Source organism: Shimia haliotis, assembly GCF_900114415.1.
In the GTDB taxonomy this organism is placed as follows: Bacteria; Pseudomonadota; Alphaproteobacteria; order Rhodobacterales; family Rhodobacteraceae; genus Shimia; species Shimia haliotis.
On the sequence record NZ_FOSZ01000001.1, the window covers coordinates 723,116 to 748,274 of the forward strand.

General features: G+C 57.5%; 25 protein-coding genes and 1 tRNA gene. 8 read left to right on the forward strand and 18 right to left on the reverse strand.

Annotated features, from left to right (window positions below; all coding sequences use genetic code 11):
* Position 1: 1 nt before the first annotated feature.
* From BM069_RS03580 to iscR, 10 genes are all read right to left on the reverse strand, one after another.
* Positions 2–78, reverse strand: a tRNA-Arg gene (locus BM069_RS03580).
* A 63-nt stretch (positions 79–141) separates the two neighbouring features.
* Complete coding sequence (locus BM069_RS03585; RefSeq protein WP_093320321.1) at positions 142–1,362, reverse strand: cysteine desulfurase; 1,221 nt, start codon at positions 1,360–1,362, stop codon at positions 142–144.
* A gap of 1 nt (position 1,363) precedes the next feature.
* On the reverse strand, positions 1,364–1,945 hold the full coding sequence (locus BM069_RS03590) for a Yip1 family protein (protein WP_093320324.1): 582 nt from the start codon (positions 1,943–1,945) through the stop codon (positions 1,364–1,366).
* Positions 1,942–2,427: a YIP1 family protein gene (locus BM069_RS03595; RefSeq protein WP_093320327.1), complete on the reverse strand. Its 486-nt coding sequence runs from the start codon at positions 2,425–2,427 to the stop codon at positions 1,942–1,944. The genes BM069_RS03590 and BM069_RS03595 overlap by 4 nt, the downstream gene beginning before the upstream one ends.
* Positions 2,427–3,710: a Fe-S cluster assembly protein SufD gene (gene sufD, locus BM069_RS03600; RefSeq protein WP_093320329.1), complete on the reverse strand. Its 1,284-nt coding sequence runs from the start codon at positions 3,708–3,710 to the stop codon at positions 2,427–2,429. Before sufD ends, BM069_RS03595 begins: the two co-directional genes overlap by 1 nt.
* Positions 3,710–4,465: a Fe-S cluster assembly ATPase SufC gene (gene sufC, locus BM069_RS03605; RefSeq protein WP_093320332.1), complete on the reverse strand. Its 756-nt coding sequence runs from the start codon at positions 4,463–4,465 to the stop codon at positions 3,710–3,712. The genes sufD and sufC overlap by 1 nt, the downstream gene beginning before the upstream one ends.
* A gap of 47 nt (positions 4,466–4,512) precedes the next feature.
* Positions 4,513–4,827 carry a heavy metal-binding domain-containing protein gene (locus BM069_RS03610; protein WP_093320335.1) on the reverse strand — a complete coding sequence of 105 codons (315 nt, stop codon included), beginning with the start codon at positions 4,825–4,827 and terminating at the stop codon, positions 4,513–4,515.
* Between the two features lie 13 nt (positions 4,828–4,840).
* Positions 4,841–6,364, reverse strand: coding sequence for a Fe-S cluster assembly protein SufB (sufB, locus tag BM069_RS03615; protein WP_093321304.1), 1,524 nt, complete (start codon positions 6,362–6,364; stop codon positions 4,841–4,843).
* A gap of 23 nt (positions 6,365–6,387) precedes the next feature.
* Positions 6,388–7,443, reverse strand: a complete 1,056-nt coding sequence (locus tag BM069_RS03620) for a cysteine desulfurase family protein (protein WP_093320337.1) — start codon at positions 7,441–7,443, stop codon at positions 6,388–6,390.
* Positions 7,440–7,904, reverse strand: a complete 465-nt coding sequence (iscR, locus tag BM069_RS03625; RefSeq protein WP_093320340.1) for a Fe-S cluster assembly transcriptional regulator IscR — start codon at positions 7,902–7,904, stop codon at positions 7,440–7,442. The genes BM069_RS03620 and iscR overlap by 4 nt, the downstream gene beginning before the upstream one ends.
* Positions 7,905–8,068: 164 nt before the next feature.
* Here iscR and BM069_RS03630 point away from each other — a divergent pair, with 164 nt between their 5' ends.
* Genes BM069_RS03630 through BM069_RS03640 form a run of 3 tightly spaced genes read left to right on the forward strand, consistent with a single transcriptional unit; the run spans position 8,069 to position 9,539 of the window.
* Positions 8,069–8,725: an alpha/beta hydrolase gene (locus tag BM069_RS03630; protein WP_093320342.1), complete on the forward strand. Its 657-nt coding sequence runs from the start codon at positions 8,069–8,071 to the stop codon at positions 8,723–8,725.
* Positions 8,725–8,961 carry a hypothetical protein gene (locus BM069_RS03635; RefSeq protein WP_093320345.1) on the forward strand — a complete coding sequence of 79 codons (237 nt, stop codon included), beginning with the start codon at positions 8,725–8,727 and terminating at the stop codon, positions 8,959–8,961. Before BM069_RS03630 ends, BM069_RS03635 begins: the two co-directional genes overlap by 1 nt.
* Positions 8,958–9,539, forward strand: coding sequence for an HD domain-containing protein (locus BM069_RS03640; RefSeq protein WP_093320348.1), 582 nt, complete (start codon positions 8,958–8,960; stop codon positions 9,537–9,539). Before BM069_RS03635 ends, BM069_RS03640 begins: the two co-directional genes overlap by 4 nt.
* Position 9,540: 1 nt before the next feature.
* Here BM069_RS03640 and BM069_RS03645 read toward each other — a convergent pair whose 3' ends face one another.
* The gene (locus tag BM069_RS03645) at positions 9,541–10,083 is read right to left on the reverse strand and encodes a hypothetical protein (protein ID WP_244503517.1); all 543 of its coding nucleotides are present in this window, start codon (positions 10,081–10,083) and stop codon (positions 9,541–9,543) included.
* Positions 10,076–11,896 (reverse strand): glycerophosphodiester phosphodiesterase, encoded by a 1,821-nt coding sequence (locus tag BM069_RS03650; RefSeq protein WP_093320350.1) that lies wholly within the window; start codon positions 11,894–11,896, stop codon positions 10,076–10,078. Before BM069_RS03650 ends, BM069_RS03645 begins: the two co-directional genes overlap by 8 nt.
* Before the next feature lie 193 nt (positions 11,897–12,089).
* Between BM069_RS03650 and BM069_RS03655 the strand changes: the two genes are divergently transcribed.
* From BM069_RS03655 to typA, 4 genes are all read left to right on the forward strand, one after another.
* Entirely contained in the window at positions 12,090–13,304 is a 1,215-nt protein-coding gene (locus BM069_RS03655) for an NADP-dependent isocitrate dehydrogenase (RefSeq protein WP_093320354.1), read from the forward strand.
* A 42-nt stretch (positions 13,305–13,346) separates the two neighbouring features.
* Complete coding sequence (locus BM069_RS03660) at positions 13,347–14,039, forward strand: YitT family protein (protein ID WP_244503518.1); 693 nt, start codon at positions 13,347–13,349, stop codon at positions 14,037–14,039.
* A 10-nt stretch (positions 14,040–14,049) separates the two neighbouring features.
* Positions 14,050–14,385: a DMT family transporter gene (locus BM069_RS03665; protein ID WP_093320360.1), complete on the forward strand. Its 336-nt coding sequence runs from the start codon at positions 14,050–14,052 to the stop codon at positions 14,383–14,385.
* 84 nt (positions 14,386–14,469) lie between these two features.
* Positions 14,470–16,290, forward strand: a complete 1,821-nt coding sequence (typA, locus tag BM069_RS03670; RefSeq protein WP_093320362.1) for a translational GTPase TypA — start codon at positions 14,470–14,472, stop codon at positions 16,288–16,290.
* Between the two features lie 38 nt (positions 16,291–16,328).
* Here the strand turns inward: typA and BM069_RS03675 are convergent, their stop codons facing one another.
* From BM069_RS03675 to recA, 5 genes are all read right to left on the reverse strand, one after another.
* Positions 16,329–17,108, reverse strand: coding sequence for a class II glutamine amidotransferase (locus BM069_RS03675; protein WP_093320364.1), 780 nt, complete (start codon positions 17,106–17,108; stop codon positions 16,329–16,331).
* Positions 17,109–17,315: 207 nt separating this feature from the next.
* On the reverse strand, positions 17,316–17,603 hold the full coding sequence (locus tag BM069_RS03680) for a DUF1330 domain-containing protein (RefSeq protein WP_093320367.1): 288 nt from the start codon (positions 17,601–17,603) through the stop codon (positions 17,316–17,318).
* A gap of 84 nt (positions 17,604–17,687) precedes the next feature.
* The gene (gene alaS, locus BM069_RS03685; protein WP_093320369.1) at positions 17,688–20,360 is read right to left on the reverse strand and encodes an alanine--tRNA ligase; all 2,673 of its coding nucleotides are present in this window, start codon (positions 20,358–20,360) and stop codon (positions 17,688–17,690) included.
* Between the two features lie 128 nt (positions 20,361–20,488).
* A complete protein-coding gene (locus BM069_RS03690; protein WP_093320372.1) occupies positions 20,489–21,040 on the reverse strand; it encodes an MOSC domain-containing protein in 552 nt (183 codons plus the stop codon).
* A complete protein-coding gene (gene recA / locus BM069_RS03695) occupies positions 21,037–22,107 on the reverse strand; it encodes a recombinase RecA (RefSeq protein ID WP_093321309.1) in 1,071 nt (356 codons plus the stop codon). The genes BM069_RS03690 and recA overlap by 4 nt, the downstream gene beginning before the upstream one ends.
* Before the next feature lie 208 nt (positions 22,108–22,315).
* Between recA and BM069_RS03700 the strand changes: the two genes are divergently transcribed.
* Positions 22,316–22,915 (forward strand): sulfotransferase family 2 domain-containing protein, encoded by a 600-nt coding sequence (locus tag BM069_RS03700; protein WP_093320375.1) that lies wholly within the window; start codon positions 22,316–22,318, stop codon positions 22,913–22,915.
* Here BM069_RS03700 and BM069_RS03705 read toward each other — a convergent pair.
* On the reverse strand, positions 22,912–25,077 hold the full coding sequence (locus BM069_RS03705; RefSeq protein WP_093321312.1) for a hybrid sensor histidine kinase/response regulator: 2,166 nt from the start codon (positions 25,075–25,077) through the stop codon (positions 22,912–22,914). The two genes, BM069_RS03700 and BM069_RS03705, sit on opposite strands and share 4 nt — an antisense overlap.
* Between the last annotated feature and the right edge of the window lie 82 nt (positions 25,078–25,159).

The window sequence follows — 25,159 nt, forward strand, 5'->3', positions numbered from 1 at the left end:
ATGGCGCACCTTAGAGGATTCGAACCTCTGGCCTCTGCCTTCGGAGGGCAGCGCTCTATCCAGCTGAGCTAAAGGTGCGTCGCAGGTTCTATAGCCACCCGCGCCTTGGGCCGCAATGCCAAATCGCGGCCCAATTTGTGATCAGGCGAACAACTCGTGCGCCAACTCGAGCGCGTCGATGAGCGCGTCAACTTCGTCGGTTGTGTTGTACAAACCAAAGCTTGCACGGCAGGTTGCGCTGACGCCGAGGTGGTCCATCAGAGGGCCGGCACAGTGATGACCGGCCCGCACCGCCACGCCTTTTTTGTCGAGGATGGTCGAGATATCATGCGCGTGCCCTGCCCCGTCCAGCGTGAAGCTGAAGATCGCAGCCTTGTCGGCTGTTGTGCCTTGCACCTGCATCCAGTTGATGCCGGCAAATTTCTGCACCGCGTAGTCGCGAAGGGACGCTTCGTGCGCCGCCACGTTTTTCATACCGAGGTCCATCAGATAGTCCAGCGCGACGCCAAAACCGATGGTTTGCACAATGCCTGGCGTGCCGGCTTCGAACTTCATCGGTGGATCGTTATAGATCACGGCCTCTTTGGAGACTTCCTTGATCATGTCACCGCCCCCGATAAAGGGCTGCATTTCGGCCATGCGGTCTGCTTTGCAATAGATCGCGCCGGAGCCTGAGGGGCCGTAGAGTTTGTGGCCCGTAATAGCATAGAAGTCGCAGCCGATGTCCTGCACATCGACGGGCGCATGCACGGAGCCCTGAGAGCCATCCACCAGTACCGCCACGCCTTTGGCATGTGCGCCCTCGGTGATGGCTTTGACATCCACCATGGTGCCCAAAACATTGGAACATTGGGTCACGGCCACCAGTTTGGTTTTCGGCCCAATTGCGTCGATCACCGCTTGCGGATCAAGGGCGCCGGTGCTGTCCACATCAACCCATTTGATCACCACGCCCTGACGTTCGCGCAAGAAGTGCCAAGGCACGATATTTGCGTGATGCTCCATCACCGAAAGCACGATCTCGTCGCCCGCCTGCATGCGTGGCATGGCCCAGCCATAGGCCACCATGTTGATGCCCTCGGTGGTGCCTGAGTTCAGGACAATTTCGTCCTCGCTTGCCGCATTCAGGAACCGCGCAATGGTGCCGCGCACGGATTCATATTTGTCGGTCGCCAGATTAGAAAGATAGTGCAAGCCCCTGTGAACATTGGCGTATTCCATGGCATAGGCCTGTGTCACCGCGTCGATCACCACCTGCGGTTTTTGCGCCGAGGCGCCGTTGTCGAGATAGACCAGCGGCTTGCCGTTGACCTGACGCGACAGGATTGGAAAGTCGGTGCGGATTTTTTGCACATCATACATCTTAGGAAATCCCAAATGCGGTCACTGCGATGAGTGACAGGAATACGGAAAGGCCAACTGCCAGTCCAACAAAGGAGAAAACGATGACTGCGATCGCCTTTGCCGGTGTTTCAAAGCCATGGGCGACCTGAAGGAAGTTGATCACAACCCAGATGCCATACAGCCCCGCCGCCATAACAAACAGGCTCGACAAAGCGGGGGCGATCAGCATGAGAGCCATTCCGAAAAGTTGAATGGCCAATCGCATGTATTGCAGCCAGCCAACCATCAGCAGGATGGTGTCAAAGGTCGCCTTGCCATCGAACATGCGCCCGACCCAGAAGAAGGCGAACACCAATGTGACCATGGTGGAGCCCAAAACGGTGAACACCAAAAACGGCGTTTCCAGAAGCGGGATCGCAATGTCCTGTGGCGGGGGAAACATCGAAATCGAGGCGAAATAGGCCAATGTGTTCAGCACAATGGCCAAGATCAGGATCATCCAGCCTGTGACGCGGTCAACATGAAGCTGGCGCAGAAAGCCTGCCGCTTGCGCCGGATTTTGCACGGTCATCCAAAAGAGCTGTGAGAGATGCGCTTTCATTCGGCCGCTTTGCTCGCTTGAAACATGCCTGACATCCAGAACCAGAGAAAACACACGATCCAGAACAGGCCAACGACGTTAAGCTGTGTGCCTTCACCGATGAAACCGGCAACGAGCCCATGTAACAGGATCAGAGGGGACGCGGCCAACATCGCCCAAAACAGCGCAAGGCGTGCGCCAAACGCGGTTTGCCGGCCGCGAAACATCTTGAAGATCAGATGCACAAGAAAGGCCAGCGCATAGGCCAGCAGCGGCGCGATGAACAACCAGCCCATCAGAGCGCCCCCCAACAAGGGGTTGAGTTCTTCTCCGGTCAAATGGGCCTGACGTGCAAGACGTGGCCATTGGCCGATGAACGTGACGGCACAGGCGGCCATCAAGATCACGAATGCACGGTCCTCACGCTCTCCCATAGAGAGCAAACGGGCCACAACCTTGTGTGGCCCGCGATAGGTCGCGACGATATCGCGGGAAACAGACATCAGCGATGACGCTCCAACCACCCTTCAAGACGGGTGATGATTTCTTCGCGCAGCGCTTCGTCTTCGATTTCGTCCACGGCTTCGGCGACAAAGGAAAGAACCAGAAGGTCCGTCGCAATGTTTTTGGGCACGCCGCGGGCACGCAGGTAGAAAAGCGCATCTTCGTCGATGGCACCGGAGGTGGACCCGTGCGAACAGGCCACGTCATCGGCGTAGATTTCCAGCTCGGGCTTGGCGAGGAACTGGCTGTCCTCATCCAGCAAGAGAGACTGGCTGATCTGATAACCGTCGGTTTTCTGGGCACCAGGTTGCACCAGAATTTTGCCCTGAAAGACACCAGTCGCGCCGTTGCGCAGCACTTTCTTGAAGACCTGACGGCTTTCGCAGTTCACCGCGTCATGGGTGACAAAGACCGTGTCGTCGTGGTGGAAATCGCCATCACCGAGGCAGGCGCCAGCAACATGGGCCACCGCGTCATCTCCGGTCAGCTCTAGCACCGCTTCGTTGCGGGTCAGGCGACCGTTGACGGTGAGCGTGAAGGATTTGAACGTGCTTTCGGTGCCAAGACGGCCGAAAATGTGCGTCACGGCGCGGCGTTCGTGGTCACGGCCCTGCGCCCGCACATGATGGAACGCCGCGGTGTCGGCCACGTCAACTTCCATCGACTTATTGAACCGCGCAGCGGCCGGACCATTTTCCATTACGGTCAATTCCGCGCCTTCGTCCAGCTTGATGACGTGGTGTAGGATCGCGTCGGAAGTTTCTGATTTATGGCGATAAATCAGGTTGACCGGACGGGAAACCTTGCCGGTGGCGTGGATCACAATGCCATCGGTCGCAAAGGCGGTGTTAAGCGCTGCGAGCGGGCGTTCAACAGGGTTTTGGCCGTTGGTTTCCAGCACTCCATAAAGCTCTTTGGCCCAGTGGATGTCCTTGGCCGCGACATCGGCAAAACGTTCGATGGTCAGGTTTTCGCCGGACAGATCGTCGGACTGCTCGGGATCAAACACGCCGTCGACAAACACCACTTTCAGACGGTCGAAACTGTCAAACAGAGGTGCTTCGCCGGTCTCAAAAGTCGCCGCCGCAGGCGCGTCAGCCTGTGTCAGCGTGTCCGGGCGGGTGTACTTCCAGTATTCGTCGCGACGTGCCGGAAGGCCCATCTCACGCACGCGGGCCAAAGCGGCCTCGCGCGCCTCGGTGGCCCATTTGCCGCCAACCGGAAGGCTCATGCCGTCCAGACGGGCCGCTGTGGCCTCTAGTTTCTGAGCGGGTACAGCCATTATGCCATCTCCGCCAGAATGTCTGCGTAACCGTTTTTCTCGACCTCAAGCGCCAGCTCGGGGCCACCGGTTTTGATGATGCGGCCATCTGCCATGATGTGCACGACGTCCGGTTTGATGTGGTCCAGAAGACGCTGATAATGGGTGATCACGAGGAAACCGCGACCCTCGTCGCGCAGCGCGTTCACACCTTCGGAGACCAGTTTCATCGCATCGACGTCCAGACCGGAGTCGGTTTCGTCAAGGATGCACATTTTCGGCTCAAGCATCGCCATCTGCAGGATTTCGTTGCGCTTTTTCTCACCACCGGAGAAGCCGACGTTCACAGGGCGTTTGAGCATATCGGCGTCGATCTTGAGCGTTTTCGCCTTGGCGCGCACCACTTGCAGGAATTCCTTGGCAGACATTTCCTCTTCGCCGCGCGCTTTGCGCTGTGCGTTCACAGCGGTACGCAGGAAGGTCATGTTGCCAACGCCGGGGATTTCGACGGGATATTGGAACGCAAGGAACAGGCCAAGCGCGGCGCGTTCTTCGGCGTCCAGTTCCAGAAGATCTTCGCCGCTCAGCGACGCGGACCCTTCGGTCACTTCGTAACCGTCTTTGCCCGAAAGCACATAAGACAGTGTAGATTTGCCCGAGCCGTTCGGCCCCATGATTGCGTGCACCTTGCCGGCTTCGACCTTGAGGTCGACACCTTTCAGGATTTGCTTGTCTTCGTCTTCAAGTTGGACCTTCAGGCCTTTGATTTCCAACATTTTATCTTCCTTCGCGTTTCCGTCGGGCGGCGCTGTGCCTGCCCCTTTTATTCTACTGAGACTGCGGTGCCGCTGGCCGAAACCATCAACATGCTGTCACCCACAACTTCATAATCCAGATCAACGCCAACCACGGCGTTCGCGCCTTTGGCTGCGGCACGTTCTTCCAGTTCCGCCAAGGCCGTTTCGCGGGCGTCCTGCAGCTTGCTTTCGTAAGCACCGGAACGGCCGCCAACCACATCGGTGATGCTGGCAAAGAAGTCGCGCACCACATTGGCGCCCATGATGGCCTCGCCCACCACGATGCCGTGGTAGGTGGTGATTTTCCGTCCTTCGAGGGAGGGCGTGGTTGAAACGATCATCTAACTCGGCCCCTTAACCCACAGAGCCTTCCAGAGAAATCGCCACAAGCTGTTGCGCTTCCATGGCAAATTCCATCGGCAGGGCCTGCAGCACTTCCTTGGCAAAGCCGTTCACGATCAGCGCCACGGCCTCTTCTTCGTCCATCCCCCGCTGGCGGCAGTAGAACATCTGTTCATCATCCACCTTGGAGGTTGTGGCCTCGTGTTCAACGCGGGAAGAGTTGTTCTTCACCTCGATGTAGGGAACCGTGTGGGCGCCACATTTGTCGCCGATCAGAAGGCTGTCGCACTGTGTGTAGTTGCGCGAGTTCTTCGCCTTCGGGTGCATGGAGACCTGACCGCGATAGGTGTTCTGGGCCACGCCCGCGCTGATGCCTTTGGAGACAATGCGGGATTTGGTGTTTTTGCCCAGATGGATCATCTTGGTGCCGGTGTCGGCCTGCTGGTGGTGGTTGGTGATGGCAATCGAGTAGAATTCACCTTGGCTGTCGTCGCCGCGCAGGATGCAGGACGGGTATTTCCAAGTCACCGCAGAGCCGGTTTCAACCTGAGTCCACATGACTTTGGAGCGATCGCCGCGGCAATCCGCGCGTTTGGTCACAAAGTTGTAGATGCCGCCCTTGCCGTCCTCGTCACCGGGATACCAGTTCTGGACGGTGGAGTATTTCACCTCGGCGTCTTCTTCGATGATGATTTCGACCACAGCCGCGTGCAGCTGGCTGGTGTCGCGCTGCGGCGCCGTGCAGCCTTCGAGGTAGGACACATAGGAGCCCTTGTCCGCGATGATCAGCGTGCGTTCGAACTGGCCGGTGTTTTCCGCGTTGATGCGGAAATAGGTCGACAGTTCCATCGGGCAACGAACGCCCGGCGGCACGTAGACAAAGGAGCCATCGGAGAACACTGCGGAGTTCAGCGTGGCGTAGAAGTTATCCGAGACCGGCACTACCGAGCCGAGGTATTTTTTAACCAGCTCGGGGTGCTCGCGGATCGCTTCAGAAATCGAGCAGAAGATCACGCCCGCTTCCTTGAGCTCTTTCTGGAAGGTTGTGCCAACCGATACTGAGTCAAACACCGCGTCCACAGCGACCTTGCGGCCTTCTGCGGGCGCATTCTCCGCGCCCTCGACGCCAGCCAAAATCATCTGTTCTTTCAGCGGGATACCGAGCTTTTCGTAGGTCGCGAGAAGTTTGGGATCCACTTCGTCCAGAGACTTGGGCTTTTCTTCCATGCTTTTGGGACGGGCATAGTAGTACTGGTCCTGAAAATCCACTTCGGGATAGTCCAGCATCGCCCATTCGGGTTCTTCCTTGGTCAGCCAGCGCTTGTACGCCTCCAGCCGCCATTCGGTCATCCATTCCGGCTCGTCGTTTTTGTCAGAGATCAGACGGACGATGTCCTCGGTCAGCCCTTTGGGGGCATATTCCATTTCGATCTCGGTTTCCCAACCGTACTTGTATTTGCCGCCCACTTCGCGCACGGCATCCACGGTTTCCTGATCGACGCCTTCTTTGACCTGTGTTTGGTCTATTGCGGCCATGTCGCTCTCCTGTTCGCTCATTCTCACGCTGTGACTCGCGCAGCCCGTACGTGGTGTTTCTCTCTTTGGGCCAGCCATTTTTCGGCAAATCCCAAAACTTCTAATTCCGTTGTCTCCGGACCCAAACTGATCCGGATCGCGCTTGCGGCGGTGGCCTCGTCATAGCCCATGGCCGTCAAAACGCGGCTGGCGCGCACTTTGCCCGAGGAGCACGCCGATCCTGCCGAAATGGCATATCCTGCAAGGTCCATTTGCATGACCTGCGTTTCGCCCTTCCATCCCGGTGTGGCGATACATGTGGTGTTTGGAAGGCGTTTCGCCCCCTTGCCCACGATGACTGAGTCTTTTGCTCTGTCTTCCAGGGTGTCTTCCAGCAAATTACGCAGCTGTGCAACCCGTTCCCAAACGCCATTTGCGAGGTCATTCGCCGCAGCTTTGGCCGCTGCGGCAAATCCCGCCGCGCCGATCACATTTTCCGTGCCCGCACGACGCCCCATTTCCTGACCACCGCCCAAAAGCTGAGCCGGTACATCGGTGCCGCGCTTCACGATGAGCGCCCCAATGCCCTTAGGCCCGCCAAGTTTGTGCGCCGACACCAAAGCCATGGTTGCGCCGGACCAGTTGAACGCCACCGGCAGTTTGCCAAATGCCTGCGTCATGTCACTTACCGCGAGGCCTTCGGGCAAGATTTGCACCACGCCGGTTTCGCTGTTGGCGGCTTGCAAACAGCTTTGGGAGGGCTCAACTACGGACACCAAGCCATTGGTATCGCAAGTCAAATCGCCCTGAACCCATGCACCGACAGCGTCATGTTCGATGTCTGCTGCGTGCAGACCGCGGTCACGCAATGCCAATGCGGCCGCTTCCGTGGCGGAGGAGGTAAAAATCACATCCGCCCCGTCCGCACCAAACGCCGAGGCAATGTCCGTGCGTGCGGTTTCCATCACCGACTTGGCCTTGCGCCCCTCTCCATGAACACTGGAGGGGTTGCCGACCACATCCATGGCGGCAATCATCGCTTCGCGCGCCTCAGGGCGCAGCGGCGTTGTTGCGTTATGATCCAAATAAGCCCGCATCAGGCGTCTTCATCCACCACTGCAAATAGGGTGGGTACGGCCGGACAGGGTGCAAGATCATTTTTGATGACGTCAGACAGGCGGGTCTGGTGCAAAAACACATAGACATGCGCCGAGAGCCCTTCCCAAAGGCGGTTGGCCATGGACTGTGCCCGCGAGCCGCTGAGGGCACCGCTGGCCCCTGCCCCTGTGTGAAGCGCCGAAACGGTTTCATCGACAGCTGTCAGAATGTCCACGACGCGGATTTCGGAGGGTGCCTGCGCCAGACGATATCCACCGCCGGGTCCGCGCACCGATTCCACCAAGCCGCTACGACGCAATTTTACGAACAATTGCTCCAAATAAGGCAGCGAAATGTCCTGACGCTTAGAAATCTCCGACAGGTTCACAAGACTTTCACCGCCCTGAAGTGCGATATCGGCCAGTGCAACCAGCGCATAGCGCCCTTTTGTCGACAGTTTCATCGTCTTACCCCGCGAATTGATTGACCTCAGCCGCTGCTGTGCTTATCTCGCTTAAGCCCTGTGCGGTGCATAGCGCCAAGATCAGAAGTTAGAACCGTTCTAAAGTGACCGAGCAATTTCGTCAAGAAAGGCTTTGTCACATTTGTAGGAGAGATGGAACACCCATGCCCGAGGTGATTTTCCCAGGACCAGAAGGCCGCCTCGAAGGCCGCTACCACCCGCAGAAAGAAAAAGACGCACCGATTGCGATCGTGCTTCATCCGCATCCGCAGTTTGGCGGGACGATGAACAACAAGGTCGTCTACAATCTCCACTATGCGTTCTACAACATGGGCTTCACCGTGTTGCGGTTCAATTTCCGTGGTGTTGGCCGCTCGCAAGGCGAATATGACCAAGGTGTTGGTGAGCTGTCTGATGCGGCGTCGGCGCTGGATTACTTGCAGTCGATGAACAACAACTCCAAACATTGCTGGGTCGCCGGCTTCTCGTTTGGGGCGTGGATCGGCATGCAACTTTTGATGCGCCGCCCCGAGATCACCGGATTTATCTCGATCGCACCGCCCGCGAATATGTATGACTTTTCGTTCCTCGCACCCTGCCCCAGTTCGGGCTTGATCCTGAACGGCACCAACGACCGTGTTGCGCCTCCGGCAGACACCCATACGCTGGTGAACAAGCTGCACGAGCAAAAAGGCATCACAATCACGCACACCGAGATCGAAGGCTCCGGTCACTTCTTTGAAACCGAAGAGCACATGGACCAGATGACCGGCACCGTGACGGATTATGTCAAGCGACGCCTGACCGAGACCACGCGCTGATGGGCACGCTTGAGCGTCTTGCGGCAAAACTCGCCGAAGATACCGTCAAAGTGCAAAAAGAGACCGGCGAAGACCGGCTGTTTGTAGAGGTCGGCAACATCCTTGCTGCCGCCTCGCAATCTCTCGAGGAAGCCTATTTGACGGAAATGCGGGTCCGCATGGCCGAGGAAAAGGCACGCATGTTCCTGATCCAGAAAGTCAAAGATGCCCGCGCTGCCGCTGGATCGGACGAATGACGGACCGGCTTGCGGCGCAGATCGCGTTTCTGACCGAAGCAGACAAGCTCAAGTCGGTGTATCGCGCGACCAAAGTTCTGGACGGCCATCGTCATGAGGACAGCGGAAGCCACAGCTGGCATATCGCGCTTTATGCGATGATTTTGGCCGAACACGCCAAAACACCTGTGAACATCGACCGCGTGATCAAGATGCTTTTGATCCACGATCTTGTGGAAATCGACGTTGGCGACAGCCCGATTCATGGAGATCATGATATTGCCGCGATGGAAGCCGCAGAGGCCAAGGCGGCGGATCGGATCTTTGGTCTGTTGCCTGACGATCAGCGCGACGCGTTTCGCGCGCTTTGGGATGAATTTGAGGCCGCCGAAAGCGACGACGCGGTCTTTGCCAAATCCATAGACCGTGTGCAGCCAGTGATCGGCAACCTTGAGACCAACGGTGGCACATGGCCTGAATACAATGTGACTGCGCAGCAACTGGAAGATCGGGTCGGCTGGAAAGTTGCCAAAGGCGCGCCCGCGATCTGGGAGCATCTGCGTCAGCGCATCGCCGACTGGTTTGCGCGCAGCACCTGAGTTACCAGCATTGCGCCCAGCCGTACCCCCATCGCCATGGCAAGCCTGAGCACGGGGCTCCGCCCACGCGAACGGCATCAAACATCCGATCGGCGATGAACGAGAACGCCTGTTCTATCTTGTCTTGTGGTTGATCGTAGCGGGCCTGTAGGGCGGCGCTGTCGTCCTGTGCCACAGCAACAACACAAACGCGCAGCTGTTCATCCGCCACAAGGCGCGCCTGGAAACTCGCAAATGGCGTGCTGTCCTCACCTCCAAGGTGATAGGCTTGGTCGTGGATTACACAACACTGCTCCCATGGTGGGGTCTTACCTTGCGTGTCGCGGAACTCGGGAAAGACCTGTGCGACCCCACGCCAGACCGACGACATGCCACCCGAACATCCGTCAGTGGTAAAGGGCGCCAGCGCTGCATCATCGGCAGAACGGGTTTCCGCAAGCCGAGCATGACGCCACAGTTCTAATTGCGCAATCGGCCCCAACCGGTCCTCAGCCGCGCTTTGTGTTGCGAGGAAAATTCCGATCAGCGCCAGCAGCTTAGTCAAACCATGTCTCCAGATCGAGCCCGATCCGACCAGCCAACCCGAGGATCAATCGCTCGCTGCCGCTCAGGTCTCGACGTTCCGAAAGCACCTTGCGCGCCAATTCTGGTTCATCGGTGATCAACCCGTCCACGCCAAGCGAAATCATCGCCGACATCGCGAGCGGATCGTTCACGGTCCAGACATAGACCTTTTTGCCTGCCGCCTGACTTTCCTTAACCAAACGATGCGACGTCGTGGCCGAGTTCACCGCGAGAAAATCCGCATCAAGATCCCACATCTGCCCAAGAGAGGCAGAAGCGAGCAATCCGATATCCCAATCCGGTCTCAAGCCACGCATTTTCGTAACCGCGCCGTATTTCAGCGACATGATCTTGACCTGATCAGCCATGCCTTCGGCCTCGACGATGTCCACGACACGCTGCTCAAGCATCACGTCATGACCATAATACTTAAGCTCGATCACGACACCTGACCGATCCTTCGCTGCGCGTAAGACATCGCTCAGCAACGGAGTTCTTTGGTCTGCATAGGTCGGGTCAAACCAGCTGCCGATGTCAATGTCGGCGAGATCCTCAAGTTTTGCATCCCAAATATTGAGGGGATTGCCTGCGAGTTTCATAAAGTCGCTGTCGTGCATGACGACAATTTCATCGTCTGCGGTTTCCTGCACGTCAATTTCCACCCAGTCGGCACCAACACGTATGGCTTCGTTTACTGCCGCCATAGTGTTTTCCGGCTTTGCGCCTGCCGCGCCTCGGTGGGCAATCACCTCGACCGGCTGTCCGTCATCCACGGGTGCCAAGTCGGCCAAACCAAGCAGACCCACGCCGCCAAATACAAATGCCGCAGCCGTGATCAGAACCAAGGCGCCTTTTGGAACTGCGTGAGGCGTTGTGCGGCGCCGTGGCCAGTCGGCCTCTGCCATTATCAGGACCGAAACCGCGCCCGTGGTAATCGCGCTGATCAGCACATTGACCAACCCCAGGAGACCTGCCAGCAGAACCAGAACAACCACAAGCCCGCGCGTGGATTGCGGCATGATGGCCAACATAAGATCCGCAAGGATCGTGACGGCGCCCACGCCGATCATGAATACCCCCCCGCTTATCGCGCCCCAAAGCACCAACCGCAGCAAAAAGGCCCACATGCGCCCATGCATGCGCGCTCGACTTTCGCGCAGCGCCTCCGACGGCGGCATTCCGGCAAGGATCACAAGCGGCAGGCAAAGCGACCAGCCCAGCAATCGCCACGCCAGCAGCGCGCCCCACACGGCCAAGATCGCGCCGATCACCCAGACCGCCTGCCAAAAAATCGGCGGCTGGTGGGTGAGATAATAGTTGATGTCAAACTCGGTCAGCCATTGAAGGCCGAGAAAGCCGGCCAGTCCAAGGAACGGCAGGCTGAGCAAGATGATATGCAACGTGAGACGCATCGCCAAAGTCAGCACTGCGTAAATCTGCGGCAGCACCAGAGCGGCACCGTCCCAAATGCCGACTTCGCCGTGCATGTGGTCATGGTGCGCGGTCGCCATCATGAATGCGACGTTCATCACGGCAAGAACCAAGGCCATGGCCACCAAAAGGATGCCACCCACCGCACCGGCCGGAGACAAAAGAAACAGCGCAATGTCAAAATCCGCCAGTGCGGGCTTGCCGGAGAACGACAGAGCCGCCCTTGCCGTGAGTGCCATCAGAGGCGCAAAGACCGCCGCCAAAAGGATGTTGAACACTATGTTGGCTGCCACAAACGGCAGTTTAAGCCGCCAGCCCGTGGAAAATGACTCTTTAACGTCTTGAAATGCGGTTGAAATCATAACGGGTTCCCAAAGGTGTTTCGCACCACCTTATATTCCCCGTAGTGCGACGTCGACAAACTAGGTGACGAAGCGGCATACTTCCCATCTCAGGCGCGTCACTATTTGGTATACAATCGCATACATTGCTTTTCTTTCCACAAAACTTCCTCTAAGGAAGGCGTAAATACGACTCGGTTCACAGGAGACCCCCATGACCAAGATCAAAGTCGAAAATCCCATCGTCGAAATGGACGGCGATGAAATGACCCGCATCATGTGGCAGTTCATCAAAGACAAGTTGATCCTGCCCTATCTCGACATTGACCTTTTGTATTACGATCTTGGCATAGAGGAACGGGACCGCACCGAAGATCAGATCACAATTGACGCCGCAGAAAAGACCAAAGAGGTCGGGGTTGCGGTTAAATGTGCCACTATCACGCCGGACGAACAGCGTGTTGAAGAATTCGGCCTTAAGAAAATGTGGCGCAGCCCGAATGGAACGATCCGCAACATTCTGGGCGGTGTGGTTTTCCGCCAGCCGATCATCTGCAAAAACGTACCCCGCCTTGTGCCAGGTTGGACTTCGCCCATCGTGGTCGGTCGCCATGCCTTTGGCGATCAGTACAAAGCCACAGACTTTACCTTTCCCGGTGCTGGTAAGCTGACCATGAAATTTGTCGGCGAAGATGGCACAGTGATCGAGAAAGAGGTCTATGACGCGCCGTCTGCGGGCGTTTATCAGGCGATGTACAACCTCGACAGCTCGATCATCGATTTTGCGCGCGCGTCGTTTAACTACGGCCTGAAACTTGGCTGGCCTGTGTACCTTTCAACCAAAAACACCATCCTGAAAGCCTATGACGGGCGGTTCAAAGACCTGTTCCAGCAGATTTTCGAAGAAGAGTTCGAAGAGCAGTTCAAAGAGGCCGGCATCTGGTATGAGCATCGCCTGATCGACGACATGGTCGCCTGCGCGATGAAGTGGAACGGCAAATTTGTCTGGGCCTGCAAAAACTATGACGGCGATGTACAGTCCGACACCGTGGCGCAGGGCTTTGGTTCCTTGGGTCTGATGACCTCGCAGTTGATGACGCCGGATGGAAAGATTGTGGAGGCCGAAGCGGCCCACGGCACCGTGACCCGTCACTACCGCCAGCATCAGAAAGGTGAAGCGACCTCGACGAACTCGATCGCCTCGATCTATGCCTGGACCGGCGGGTTGAAGCACCGCGCCAAGCTTGATGACAATGCGGCCCTCGCAAATTTTGCGGAAACGCTGGAAAACGTAATCGTGGACACCGTGGAAAGTGGCCACATGACCAAAGACCTCGCGCTTTTGGTTGGCCCAAATCAGGGCTGGCTCACCACGATGGGATTCCTTGAGAAAATCGACGAAAACTTGAGCAAAGCTCTGGCCGGCTGATTGTTGCCGCAAAACCGGTGACAAAGGGGCAAGGCACGCGCCTTGCCCCTTTTGCATATCAGCCATGCGCGCCGCTCTATGGACAGTTTCAAATCCGTCCTGCAAAGCGCAACTATGGTTAGCTTTCTTGAATCCCCGAGCCCCGAACAGCACAGCTATTTTGACGACTTTCAGGGACTGATTGTCGGCACCCTTCTGGTGGCTCTATCAGTGCAGTTCCTGCAAACCGCAGAGCTTTTTACCGGCCAGATCGCCGGCTTGTCGCTGGTTGGCGAACGGGCGACGGGCGTCAGTTTCGGAAGCCTTTTCTTTGTGTTGAACCTGCCGTTTTACATCATTGCGCTTTTGCGCATGGGTTGGTTTTTCACCGCAAAAACCTTTGTTGCCGTTGCCATGCTGACGTTCTGGAGCTTCCTGCTGCCGCAGTTTCTTGGTTTTGACAGCCTTGATCGGTTGCTGGGCGGAGTTCTTGCCGGTGTGACCGCGGGCGCGGGCCTTATTGTTTTGTTCCGGCACGGCGCCACACTGGGGGGCGTCGGTATTGTCGCGGTTTGGCTTCAGGACACAAAAGGCATCAAGGCCGGATGGGTACAGTTGGGCTTTGACCTGTTGGTCTTTGCACTTGCCTTGTCGTTTTTTGACATACAAGCTGTTGTCTTTTCCCTCATTGGTGCTGCCATTACCAATGTGATGATTGCCACCAACCATCGCCGTGACCGCTACATCGCGCACTAAGGATATTCCGATGCCCAAAGCCTATCTGCTTTTGATGATTGCCGTTGTGTTTGAAACCATCGGCACCGCCTCGCTGCAGGCCAGTCAGCAATTCACCCGCCTTGTGCCTTCCGTTTTGGTGGTGATCGGCTATGGCGCGGCGTTCTATTTGATGGCCCAAACCCTCAAGTACCTGCCGGTCGGCATCACCTATGCGGTCTGGTCCGGTCTGGGCATTGTGTTCATCTCGGTCATCGCCTTTTTTGCCTTTGGCCAGAAGCTCGACTGGCCCGCCATCATCGGGATGGGGCTTATTGTGCTTGGCATTCTTGTCATTCACCTGTTTTCCAACACAGCTGTGCATTGATCCGCTCACTAAGTTTCATTATGGGTCTGGCCTTTTCGTGCGCTCCGCGTTAGGGCGGGCGCGAACAGGAAAAGGCCAGTTTTTATGGATCTTCGCAATATCGCCATCATCGCACACGTTGACCACGGGAAAACCACCCTGGTGGACGAGCTGCTCAAGCAATCCGGCGCTTTCCGGGAAAACCAAGAAGTGGCCGAGCGGGCTATGGACAGCAACGATCTGGAACGCGAACGCGGTATCACGATTTTTGCCAAGCCGACCTCGGTTGAGTGGAAAGGCACCCGCATCAACATCGTGGACACCCCCGGCCACGCCGACTTTGGTGGCGAAGTTGAGCGGATCCTGAGCATGGTTGACGGTGTGGTTCTGCTGGTGGATGCCGCAGAAGGCCCGATGCCGCAAACCAAATTCGTGACCTCCAAAGCGCTGGCGCTTGGCCTGCGTCCGATTGTGGTTCTGAACAAAGTCGACAAACCCGACGCCGAGCCTGATCGCGCGCTGGATGAATGTTTCGACCTCTTTGCCTCGCTGGACGCCAACGACGACCAGCTCGATTTCCCGCACATGTATGCCTCTGGCCGCAACGGCTGGGCGGATGCAGAGCTTGACGGCCCGCGTGAAGACCTGCACGCGCTCTTCAACCTGATCGTAAACCACGTTCCCGAGCCGAAACAGGTGCACAAGCAGGACGGCGATTTCCGCATGCTGGCCACAACTCTGGGCTCCGACCCGTTTGTGGGCCGTATCCTGACCGGTCGCGTTGAAAGCGGCACGCTGAAGGTTGGCGCAACCGTGCAGGCCCTGACCCGCATCGGCCAGAAAATCGAACAGTTCCGTGTGACCAAAATTCAGGCCTTCCGTGGCCTTGCCCAGCAGGACATCGAAGAAGCGCAAGCAGGAGACATCGTGTCCCTCGCGGGCATGGCGAAGGCCACCGTTGCCGACACCATCTGTGCCCTCGCGGTTGAAGAGCCGCTTGAAGCGCAGCCGATCGATCCGCCCACCATCACCGTGACTTTCGGCATCAACGACAGCCCGCTGGCTGGTCGTGATGGCAAAAAGGTACAGTCGCGCGTAATTCGCGATCGCCTGATGAAAGAAGCGGAATCCAACGTTGCGATCAAAATCGCTGACACCCCAGGCGGTGAAGCGTTTGAGGTCTCCGGCCGTGGCGAACTGCAGATGGGCGTTCTGATCGAGAACATGCGCCGCGAAGGCTTTGAGCTGTCGATCTCCCGTCCGCAGGTGATCATGCGCGAAGAAGACGGCAAACGCATGGAACCGGTTGAGGAAGCCACCATCGACGTGGATGATGAATACTCCGGCGCGGTGATCGAAAAACTGACCGGATCGCGCAAAGGCGAATTGGTGGAAATGCGCCCCGCAGGTGCCGGCAAAACCCGCATCATCGCGCATGTGCCGTCCCGTGGCCTGATCGGCTATCACGGTGAATTCCTGACCGACACCCGCGGCACCGGCGTTCTGAACCGCGTGTTCCACGGCTGGACCCCCTACAAAGGCCCGATTGCCGGCCGTCGTGCGGGTGTTCTGATCTCTATGGAAAACGGCACTTCGGTTGCCTTTGCCCTCTGGAACCTCGAAGACCGCGGCAAGATGATGATCGGCGCACAGGCTGACGTCTATACCGGCATGATCATTGGCGAGCACAGCCGCGAAAACGACCTCGAAGTGAACCCGCTCAAGGGCAAAAAGCTGACCAACGTACGTGCCTCCGGCACCGACGAAGCGGTCCGCCTGACCACGCCGATGACCTTGTCGCTGGAAGAGGCGATCGCCTACATCAACGACGATGAGCTGGTGGAAGTGACCCCGAACAACGTGCGTCTGCGCAAGCGTTATCTGGATCCTCACGAACGCAAGCGGATGTCCAAGGCAGCCCAATAAATAGAAAAGGCCGGAGCAAACGCTCCGGCCTTTTTTTGTTAAATCAGCGGTCTGAAAGGCTCGATCGTCACCTCATCTCCGCGGAAAGTGCAGAACGATCCGGGCGGCACCTCCTCCCAACCGTCTTCGGCCTCCACCAACGGCTCACTCACTACGGCACGGCCATCGCGGCTGTCGCTTTTGCGGTGATAAACTGTTGGCGTCACCTTGTCGGAAGAATAGCGGATCGCATAAAGCGCTTCTCCGTCGGAAAAGGCCGCGGCAAGGCGCATATTGGGTGTGCTGCCCCGCTCGCGGCTCATGCGTTGCAGAATTCCGACGGCAATTTCCATCGCTTCTTTCGGGTTCTCGTCAAGCCCCTCTGTCAGCCCCAGCAGAAACAAGACTTCGCTGTCTGTCGCCCCCTTGCGTTCGCCATAGAGCGCATCCGGGATCAGCATATCCGCATGACGGCGAAAGTTTTCAAATCCACCGATCTGTCCGTTGTGCATGAAGGACCATTTGCCAACCGCGAAGGGATGACAATTGTTGCGGCTGGTCGCTGTGCCTGTGGAGGCGCGCACATGCGCCAAAAACAGCCCCGATTTGACCTGAGCGGTCAGTGATTTCAGGTTCGGGTCCGACCACGCAGGCAGGATGTCGCGATAAAGACCGGGCTCCTCGCGGTCGCCGTACCACGCAAGCCCGACACCATCGCCGTTGGTCTGGGTCTTGCATTCGGTGGCTTGGATTGATTGCTGGATCAGCGAGTGATCTGGCTGGGTGACAACTTCTTCAATATAACATGGTTGCCCAATGTAGGCGGCCCAGCGGCACATGCGATCCCTCTCCTCGGTCTGGTTGCGCCCACAATCAGTGGCGCCCTTCGGCGGAGGGTTTACACGAAATCCTCCAAGGAAAAAAGCCCGCTTCTTGACATCAAAATGGAACAGTTTCCCCTTCAGCGAGCTTGCGGTAGAAAATCATGCTACCCTAGATACTATATCGCCAAAGGTGTCCTTGTGCACTGACGCAGGAATCGGAGATCAGTCAGTGGTTTCCACAACCATCAGTTCGCGCTCACTCGCACCCCGCGCGTGGCTAAGCGCTTCTTGATATTCAGGGCTGTGATAGCAGGCGACCGCCGTGTCCACGTCGGGGAACGTCGCCACGACATTGCGTGGACGCTCTTTGCCTTCAAGCTGAACGAAACGTCCGCCGCGTGCAATAAAGGTGCCGCCATGTTTGGCAATCGCCGGCCCTGCCAATTCGGCATATTTTCCATATGCCTCGGCATCGGTCACAGTCACATGTGCAATCCAGAGCGCGCCCATGGTGTATCTCCCTTGTTGTCCTGCCCGCAGTTTACGCCAAACGGCGGGCAGTCCAAGAGTTTTCTGACCAAATGGTCAGGCAATTCAGCCAGCGAGCACCGCTTCGGCTGCGGCGATTGCAGCATCGGCATTGCTTGCGTCTTTTGCCCCGCCCTGTGCCATGTCGGGGCGTCCGCCGCCGCCTTTGCCACCAAGCGCTTCGACCGCGGCCCGCACAAGATCCACAGCCGAGTGTGTGCCTTTCAAATCGTCAGTCACGCCAGCGGCCACGGCGACCTTGTCGCCCGTGTCCGCGATCAACAGGACCGCGCCACTTTCGAGCCGCGATTTATGCTCGTCCATCAACGGCGGCAGATCTTTGCCGGACACACCAGAGAGCACCTGCGCGAAGAACTTCACACCGTTGATCTCTTTGGCCTCGGGACCGGAACCCTGTCCAGCGCCACCCGCCATCGCCAGTTCACGGCGCAACGTGGCCACTTCGTTCTGCAACGATTTGCGCTCGTCCATCAGACCTTGAACACGGTCGATCAACTGCGGTGGTTGAACCTTCAGTTTGGTGGAAATGTTTGCCACGCGTTTTGCCTGTTCGTGCAGGTGTTGGAACGCGGCCTCACCGGTCAACGCTTCGATCCGACGGATACCAGCCGCAGAAGCGCCATCAGAGAGGATCACAAACACACCAATGTCGCCGGTCTGATTGACGTGCGTTCCACCGCAAAGTTCGATCGAATAGGTGTCGCCGTGCAGGCCTTTGCCAGTGTTGGCCCGCCCCATCGATACGACTCGCACCTCGTCACCATATTTCTCGCCAAAGAGCGCCTGTGCGCCGAGGCCGCGTGCGTCGTCCGGCGTCATGATCCGGGTTTCGACCGGCGTGTTCTGACGGATATAAGCGTTCACATCCTGCGCAACGGCCAGCATTTCTTCGGCGCTCAAAGCCTTGTTGTGGCTAAAGTCAAACCGCAGACGGTCATCCGCGTTGAGAGAGCCACGTTGTGCCACGTGATCCCCAAGCGCATCCCGCAGCGCTTCGTGAAGCAAGTGTGTCGCCGAGTGGTTCGCGCGGATCGCCTTGCGGCGGGCATGATCCACATCCAGAGCCACCGCGTCACCCTTGTTGAGTGCGCCGTTAGACATGGTGATCTTGTGGGCAAACAATTTGCTATCCGCAAATTTCTGAACATCGGACACTGTGCCGACGTCGCCGCGGTTCTCAAGGCGCGAGATGATGCCATGGTCGGCCACCTGACCACCGCTTTCGGCGTAGAACGGCGTCTGGTTCACAACCACCCAGCCCTCTTCGCCCTGTGCGATGCTATCAACCAATGCCCCGTCTTTGATCAGCGCATGAACCTGCCCTTCAGCAGTTTCGGTGTCATAGCCAAGGAATTCTGTGGTGCCGCACTCTTCGGCAATATCGAACCAAAGGCCGGCCTCTGCTGCATCACCGGACCCGACATGCGCCGCACGCGCCTTGGCCTTTTGTTCAGCCATCGCCGTGTCAAAGCCGTCGGTGTCGACCTCGCGGCCCTTCTCGCGCAGGGCGTCCTGTGTCAGGTCGAGCGGGAAGCCGTAGGTGTCATAAAGCTTGAACGCAGCAGCACCTGACAATGGGGCGCCCTCACCCAGACCGTCCAGTTCGTCGTCCAGCAGTTTCAGGCCGCGGTCCAGCGTCTGTTTGAATTTGACCTCTTCCTGCTTGAGGGTTTCCTCAATCAAGGCCTGCGCCTGTCCCAGTTCGGGATAGGCCTGACCCATCTGCTGCACGAGCGACGGCACCAGTTGATGCATCACAGGATCTTTGGCACCCAGCAGGTGCGCATGACGCATGGCGCGGCGCATGATGCGACGCAGCACATAACCGCGACCGTCGTTGGACGGCATCACACCATCCGCCATGAGGAACGAGGTGGAGCGCAAATGGTCGGCAATCACGCGGTGATGAACGTTCTGATCGCCATACGGGTCTGTGGAGGTCACATTCGCAGAAGCCTCGATCAGCGCCTTAAAGAGATCGGTGTCGTAGTTGTCGTGGCTGCCCTGAAGCAACGCGCCAATCCGTTCCAGCCCCATACCGGTGTCGATCGACTGCATGTCCAGCGCCTTCATCGAGCCGTCTTCAAACTGCTCGTTCTGCATGAAAACGACGTTCCAGATTTCGATGAAGCGGTCGCCATCTTCTTCGGGCGAGCCGGGAGGGCCACCCCAGATATGATCGCCGTGGTCATAGAAGATTTCGGTGCAAGGGCCACAAGGGCCGGTCGGGCCCATTTGCCAGAAGTTGTCAGACGTGGCGATGCGGATGATCCGATCCTCCGGCACGCCCATTTTCTTCCAGATATTAAAGGCTTCGTCGTCGGTGTGATACACCGTTGTATAAAGCTTGTCCTTCGGAATGCCGAATTCCTTGGTGATCAATTCCCAGGCAAACCGGATCGCGTCTTCCTTGAAATAGTCACCAAAGGAGAAGTTGCCGAGCATTTCGAAAAAAGTGTGGTGACGCGCGGTATAGCCGACGTTGTCCAGATCGTTGTGCTTGCCGCCTGCGCGTACACATTTCTGCGCCGTCGTGGCCCGTTGATAGTCGCGTTTTTCAACGCCGGTAAACAGGTTCTTGAACTGCACCATGCCCGAATTGACGAACATCAGCGTCGGGTCGTTGCGCGGCACCAACGGGCTTGAATCCACGATCTCGTGGCCCTGTTTGGCAAAATAGTTCAGAAAGGTGGACCGGATGTCGTTCAGGCTGGCCATGAGCAGATCTCTTGCGCTGTTTTTGCGTGTCGGATCGGGTTTATAACCCCAGCGCGGGGCTGTCCACATGGCATTGGCAAAAGCGGTGGATCGCGGGCCTGCATTCCGCAATCGCTACGGATCAGCCGTTAGTCGGCGACCTTGCGCAAAATGTCGCCTTCGCGGATCACCCCATCCTGTTCAACCGAACACAGCACACCGCGCAACCGGTAGGCCCGATGGCGCGGATCACGCACCCAGTCATAAGCCTCTGGACCATACCGCGCCTTCCATTTGACGCAGCCTTCGTTGAACACGCCAGACACACGCAACACTGCGCTACCAACCGACAAAAGCTGCCCCTCGGGCATATTGGTTTCGGTCATGTCGATGTCGGCGGCAAAGGTGTCACCGGGATGCAGGGTGTCCAGTTCGGGATGCCACACCAGATCCAGCACGCGCTGCGGAATGAGGCAGACCTGAATTCCGGGATGCGGGTCGCCGTTGTCCAACCTGAGCCAGGGCTGTGTGGCCCATCGCTCGCCAGGGATGCCGCCCGCGCGCGTCAATGTGATTTCCGGGACAAACCGGCGCGCATTGCGCTCGGGTCTCAGGCACAAATGCGAAATGGCCGCCCCGTCTTTGGGGGCGGCCAGCACGTGAGGCAGAGCCTCAAACAAGTCTTTGGACGACGGCGTCACTCTTCAACCACGTCATCATCCAGCGGCGGCATATCGAAATCGAGCCCGTGCGCCGCGCGAATCTTGTCTTCGATCTCATAGGCGATGCGGTTGTTTTCCTTCAGGAAAGTTTTGGCGTTCTCACGCCCCTGCCCGATGCGTTCGTCGCCATAGCTGAACCAGCTGCCGGATTTCTCGACCACGCCGGCCTTCACACCAAGATCCAGCAATTCGCCCATCTTGGAGATGCCTTCGCCATACATGATGTCAAATTCGACCTGCTTGAACGGCGGAGCCACCTTGTTTTTCACGACTTTCACGCGGGTTGCGTTGCCAACCACCTCGTCACGGTCCTTCAGCGCGCCGATACGGCGGATGTCCAGACGCACTGAGCTGTAGAATTTCAACGCGTTGCCGCCAGTCGTGGTTTCGGGCGAGCCAAACATCACGCCGATTTTCATCCGGATCTGGTTGATGAAGACCACCATACAGTTGGATCGCGAGATCGAGCCGGTGAGTTTGCGCATCGCCTGGCTCATCAGGCGCGCCTGCACACCAACGTTGCTGTCGCCCATGTCGCCCTCAAGTTCGGACTTCGGTGTCAGTGCGGCAACCGAATCGACCACGACCATGTTCACCGCGCCGGAGCGCACCAAAGTGTCGACGATTTCCAGCGCCTGTTCGCCAGTGTCGGGCTGAGAAATCAGCAATTCATCCAGGTTCACGCCCAGCTTTTTGGCATATTGCGGATCAAGCGCGTGTTCCGCGTCCACAAAGGCACAAACACCGCCCTTTTTCTGCTCCTCTGCGATGCAGTGCAGGGTCAACGTGGTTTTACCCGAACTTTCCGGCCCGTAGATCTCAATGATCCGCCCTTTGGGCAGGCCGCCGATTCCCAACGCGATGTCGAGACTCAGAGAGCCGGTCGATGTCGACTCGATTTCCTGCGCGGGATTGTCCGCGCCCAATTTCATGATCGAGCCCTTGCCGAACTGACGTTCAATCTGGGCCAAAGCGCTATCAAGCGCCTTTTGTTTGTCGGGAGAGTTTTTCTTGCTGCTCATTGTCAAAAGATCTGCCGTTGCCATTGTGCTTGGCTCCTTATTCCATACCCGCGCTTGTGCGGCAATCATTGCCTGCGTTCACCTCTTGTTCTCAAACGTTATGAGATCAAAAGGAGAACAAATCAATCAAAAAACGATACCAACAGCTTTTTCCCACAAGGGTTAAGGAGTCGTTTACAAGTAATCTTCAAATAGGTGAAAACCGTCAGTGAATAGCAGCAAGGCGTAGTAGATGCTTGTTTTCTGGAACAAAAAACTGGTCTTTCTCTCGGTTCCCAAGACCGGAACCACCGCAATCGAGGAGGCTCTTAGCCCCTTTGCGGATATGGTGATCTCACATCCCCCCGAGCTCAAACACGCGCCGCTTTACCGCTACAACAGATTCTTCCGGCCAATGTTCGAACGGGCCTGCAAAACGGACGACATGGAAACCATGGCCGTGATGCGAGAGCCCGTGAGTTGGCTGGCGAGTTGGTATCGGTATCGACGGCGCGAAGACCTGCGCGGGCTTCCAAATTCCACAGAGAATGTGAGTTTTGAGGAGTTCGTTCAGGAGTATATGAAGGGCGACAAGAAAGCGCCTTTTGCAAATGTCGGCAGTCAGGCCAGATTTTTGGAACCGCGCAAGAACGGGCTCAAGGTGGATCACCTTTTCCGCTATGAGGATCAGGCAAGGTTGTTGGATTTTCTCGAAACCCGCCTGCAGTTGAAAATCGAATTGCCGCGCAGGAACACCTCTCCGGATATGCCGCTATCGCTGTCGCCTGACACCCATGCAAAACTGCGCCGCAAATGCGCCGAGGAATTCGCGCTTTATGAGAGCCTCGACTAATCTTTCAGCTTTGACTGAACCGCTTCGGTCAGATCACTAAGGCTGAACGGTTTGGGCAGAAAACTCGAATTGGCGATTCTCGCCTGATCATCACTGAAGCTGTCTTCTGCATAGCCCGACACAAAGATCACCGGCACTTCCGGATATTCCTGTCGCGCCTGACGTACCCACGTCGGGCCATCCACACCTGGCATGATCACGTCGGTCACAAAGACATCGACTTTGGGGCGATCGGCCTGCAAAAGCTCGAGCGCCTCCTCGCCGGAGCCCGCTTCGAGCACCGTAAAGCCCCGCATTTTCAAGGCGCGGGTGGCAAAGGAGCGCACCGGCGCTTCGTCTTCGACCAACATGACCACACCGCTATGGCTGATGGCTGTGTCTTTGGTCGAGGCGGGAACAGCTTCCACCGGCGCTGCATCTTCGTCCCCCAGATAGGCAGGGAACAAAAGCGAGAAGCGGGTTCCGACGCCCACTTCGCTATCAACAAAGATATAGCCGCCGGTCTGCTTGACGATGCCATAGGCTGTCGAAAGGCCAAGCCCCGTGCCTTCACCGGTTTTCTTGGTGGTAAAGAACGGCTCGAACACCTTCTGCAGCTTGTCCGGCGCGATACCTGTGCCTTCGTCCGCCACGCTGATGGCGACGTATTTGCCGACAGGCACCACGACCCTGTCGCGCTCCATCGGTTCGACCAGATCAAGCCCTTCTGTCACGACGCGGATTTCGCCGCCGTTGGGCATCGCATCACGCGCATTCACCACCAGGTTCATCAAGACCTGTTCCAATTGCCGTTTGTCCGCGCGGATCGCGGGCAAAACCGGATCGTTGCTCAGGCTGAGACTTACCTTTTCGCCAACCAGTCGGTTCAAAAGATGCGTCAGATCAGACAGAGAGTTGCGCAGATCGACGATTTCGGGCCGGAGGTTCTGTTTGCGCGAAAAGGCCAGAAGTTGTCCCACCAAAGCCGCGGCGCGGTTGGCGTTCTGGTTGATCTGTATGAGGTCGGCAAAATCCGGATCGCCCTGATCATGACGCAACAACAACAGGTCGCAATGCCCTGAAATTGCGGTCAAAAGGTTGTTGAAATCATGGGCAACGCCACCGGCAAGCTGCCCGATTGCCTGCATCTTCTGGCTTTGGACAAACTGCGCCTCAAGCGATTTGAGCTCGGTCGCATCGCTTAAAACCGCGATCAGGGAACTGGTGTTCCCCTCGACGACACGGTTCAGGCTGACCTGCACAAAGGCCTCTTTGCTGCTGTTCTTCAGACGCAGAAACTCCGAGTGATGACCGCCGCGTCCAGAGGCGGCCTCTGTCAGCCAGTCGACAATCGACCTTCCCAGTCCCTCAAGGTGATCCTCTAGCAACGTATCTTCGGTCAGTTGGTTGTCCAACAACGCCCGCGCAGTCCGGTTGGCCATCAATACTCTGCCTTGCCGATCCAACTTCAAAAGAGCCACAGGCAATTCGTCAAACAAAACGGCCCCTTCGCGCACGACGGGTACTTCGGTGGGCAAAAGATAGATTTCACGCCGTCCGGCGGTGGCCTCAAACTCTGCCACAAGGCATTGTTGCTCCCCGCGCGCCGTCTGGATCATCGTGGCCTCGCGCGGCGCACCGGCGCGGTCGCCGAAAACATCCTGAAGTGTTTTTTTACGCTCACCAAGCAAAGCACGCGCTGCCGGATTCATAAAGAGAATCGTGCCGGAGCGGCCCACGGTCAGCATCGGCAATCGCGGCGCCCCCGCCTGCCCTGCATCTGCGATCGGATGGTGTGTGTCAAACGACCATAGCACGCCGCCATCAGGCATCCGCCGCACACCCACAACCAGCGATCCGTCGCGTTGTGGCACGGTTTCCTGCCCGTGGCCCACATCCACGGCCAGATCCAGCAAGCGCGAAACCAGACCTTCACCATCCACCGCACGACGTTTGGCGAAGTCGACCACATGCGCGTCCATCGCCTTGAGGTGACTTTGCGCAATGACGTTGGCATAGAGGATACTGCCTGAAGCATCCGTCAGAATTTGTTCGGTTTTTTCACGATCACAGAGCGCTTTGACAAAGGCCACGCCTGATACCGGCTCGGGCCTTTCGGGCCTGTCAAAGCGCAGCAACAGCAAAGCCGCAAAGATCACGACGCCCGCAGCGATCAAGAGCATTTGCACAATCGGATCCGTTGCAAACAAGGACGCACCCCAAAGCGCGATCGCAGCCAAGCCAAACGGCACAGCCCTTTGGCGA

Excerpts from the sequence above, each read along its gene's own strand:
- BM069_RS03585 (WP_093320321.1), bottom strand. The coding sequence starts at position 1,362 with ATGTATGATGTGCAAAAAATCCGCACCGACTTTCCAATCCTGTCGCGT.
- BM069_RS03590 (WP_093320324.1), bottom strand. The coding sequence starts at position 1,945 with ATGAAAGCGCATCTCTCACAGCTCTTTTGGATGACCGTGCAAAATCCG.
- BM069_RS03595 (WP_093320327.1), bottom strand. The coding sequence starts at position 2,427 with ATGTCTGTTTCCCGCGATATCGTCGCGACCTATCGCGGGCCACACAAG.
- sufD (WP_093320329.1), bottom strand. The coding sequence starts at position 3,710 with ATGGCTGTACCCGCTCAGAAACTAGAGGCCACAGCGGCCCGTCTGGAC.
- sufC (WP_093320332.1), bottom strand. The coding sequence starts at position 4,465 with ATGTTGGAAATCAAAGGCCTGAAGGTCCAACTTGAAGACGAAGACAAG.
- BM069_RS03610 (WP_093320335.1), bottom strand. The coding sequence starts at position 4,827 with ATGATCGTTTCAACCACGCCCTCCCTCGAAGGACGGAAAATCACCACC.
- sufB (WP_093321304.1), bottom strand. The coding sequence starts at position 6,364 with ATGGCCGCAATAGACCAAACACAGGTCAAAGAAGGCGTCGATCAGGAA.
- iscR (WP_093320340.1), bottom strand. The coding sequence starts at position 7,904 with ATGAAACTGTCGACAAAAGGGCGCTATGCGCTGGTTGCACTGGCCGAT.
- BM069_RS03630 (WP_093320342.1), top strand. The coding sequence starts at position 8,069 with ATGCCCGAGGTGATTTTCCCAGGACCAGAAGGCCGCCTCGAAGGCCGC.
- BM069_RS03635 (WP_093320345.1), top strand. The coding sequence starts at position 8,725 with ATGGGCACGCTTGAGCGTCTTGCGGCAAAACTCGCCGAAGATACCGTC.
- BM069_RS03640 (WP_093320348.1), top strand. The coding sequence starts at position 8,958 with ATGACGGACCGGCTTGCGGCGCAGATCGCGTTTCTGACCGAAGCAGAC.
- BM069_RS03650 (WP_093320350.1), bottom strand. The coding sequence starts at position 11,896 with ATGATTTCAACCGCATTTCAAGACGTTAAAGAGTCATTTTCCACGGGC.
- BM069_RS03655 (WP_093320354.1), top strand. The coding sequence starts at position 12,090 with ATGACCAAGATCAAAGTCGAAAATCCCATCGTCGAAATGGACGGCGAT.
- BM069_RS03665 (WP_093320360.1), top strand. The coding sequence starts at position 14,050 with ATGCCCAAAGCCTATCTGCTTTTGATGATTGCCGTTGTGTTTGAAACC.
- typA (WP_093320362.1), top strand. The coding sequence starts at position 14,470 with ATGGATCTTCGCAATATCGCCATCATCGCACACGTTGACCACGGGAAA.
- BM069_RS03675 (WP_093320364.1), bottom strand. The coding sequence starts at position 17,108 with ATGTGCCGCTGGGCCGCCTACATTGGGCAACCATGTTATATTGAAGAA.
- BM069_RS03680 (WP_093320367.1), bottom strand. The coding sequence starts at position 17,603 with ATGGGCGCGCTCTGGATTGCACATGTGACTGTGACCGATGCCGAGGCA.
- alaS (WP_093320369.1), bottom strand. The coding sequence starts at position 20,360 with ATGGCCAGCCTGAACGACATCCGGTCCACCTTTCTGAACTATTTTGCC.
- recA (WP_093321309.1), bottom strand. The coding sequence starts at position 22,107 with ATGGCAACGGCAGATCTTTTGACAATGAGCAGCAAGAAAAACTCTCCC.
- BM069_RS03700 (WP_093320375.1), top strand. The coding sequence starts at position 22,316 with ATGCTTGTTTTCTGGAACAAAAAACTGGTCTTTCTCTCGGTTCCCAAG.
- BM069_RS03705 (WP_093321312.1), bottom strand. The coding sequence starts at position 25,077 with ATGCTCTTGATCGCTGCGGGCGTCGTGATCTTTGCGGCTTTGCTGTTG.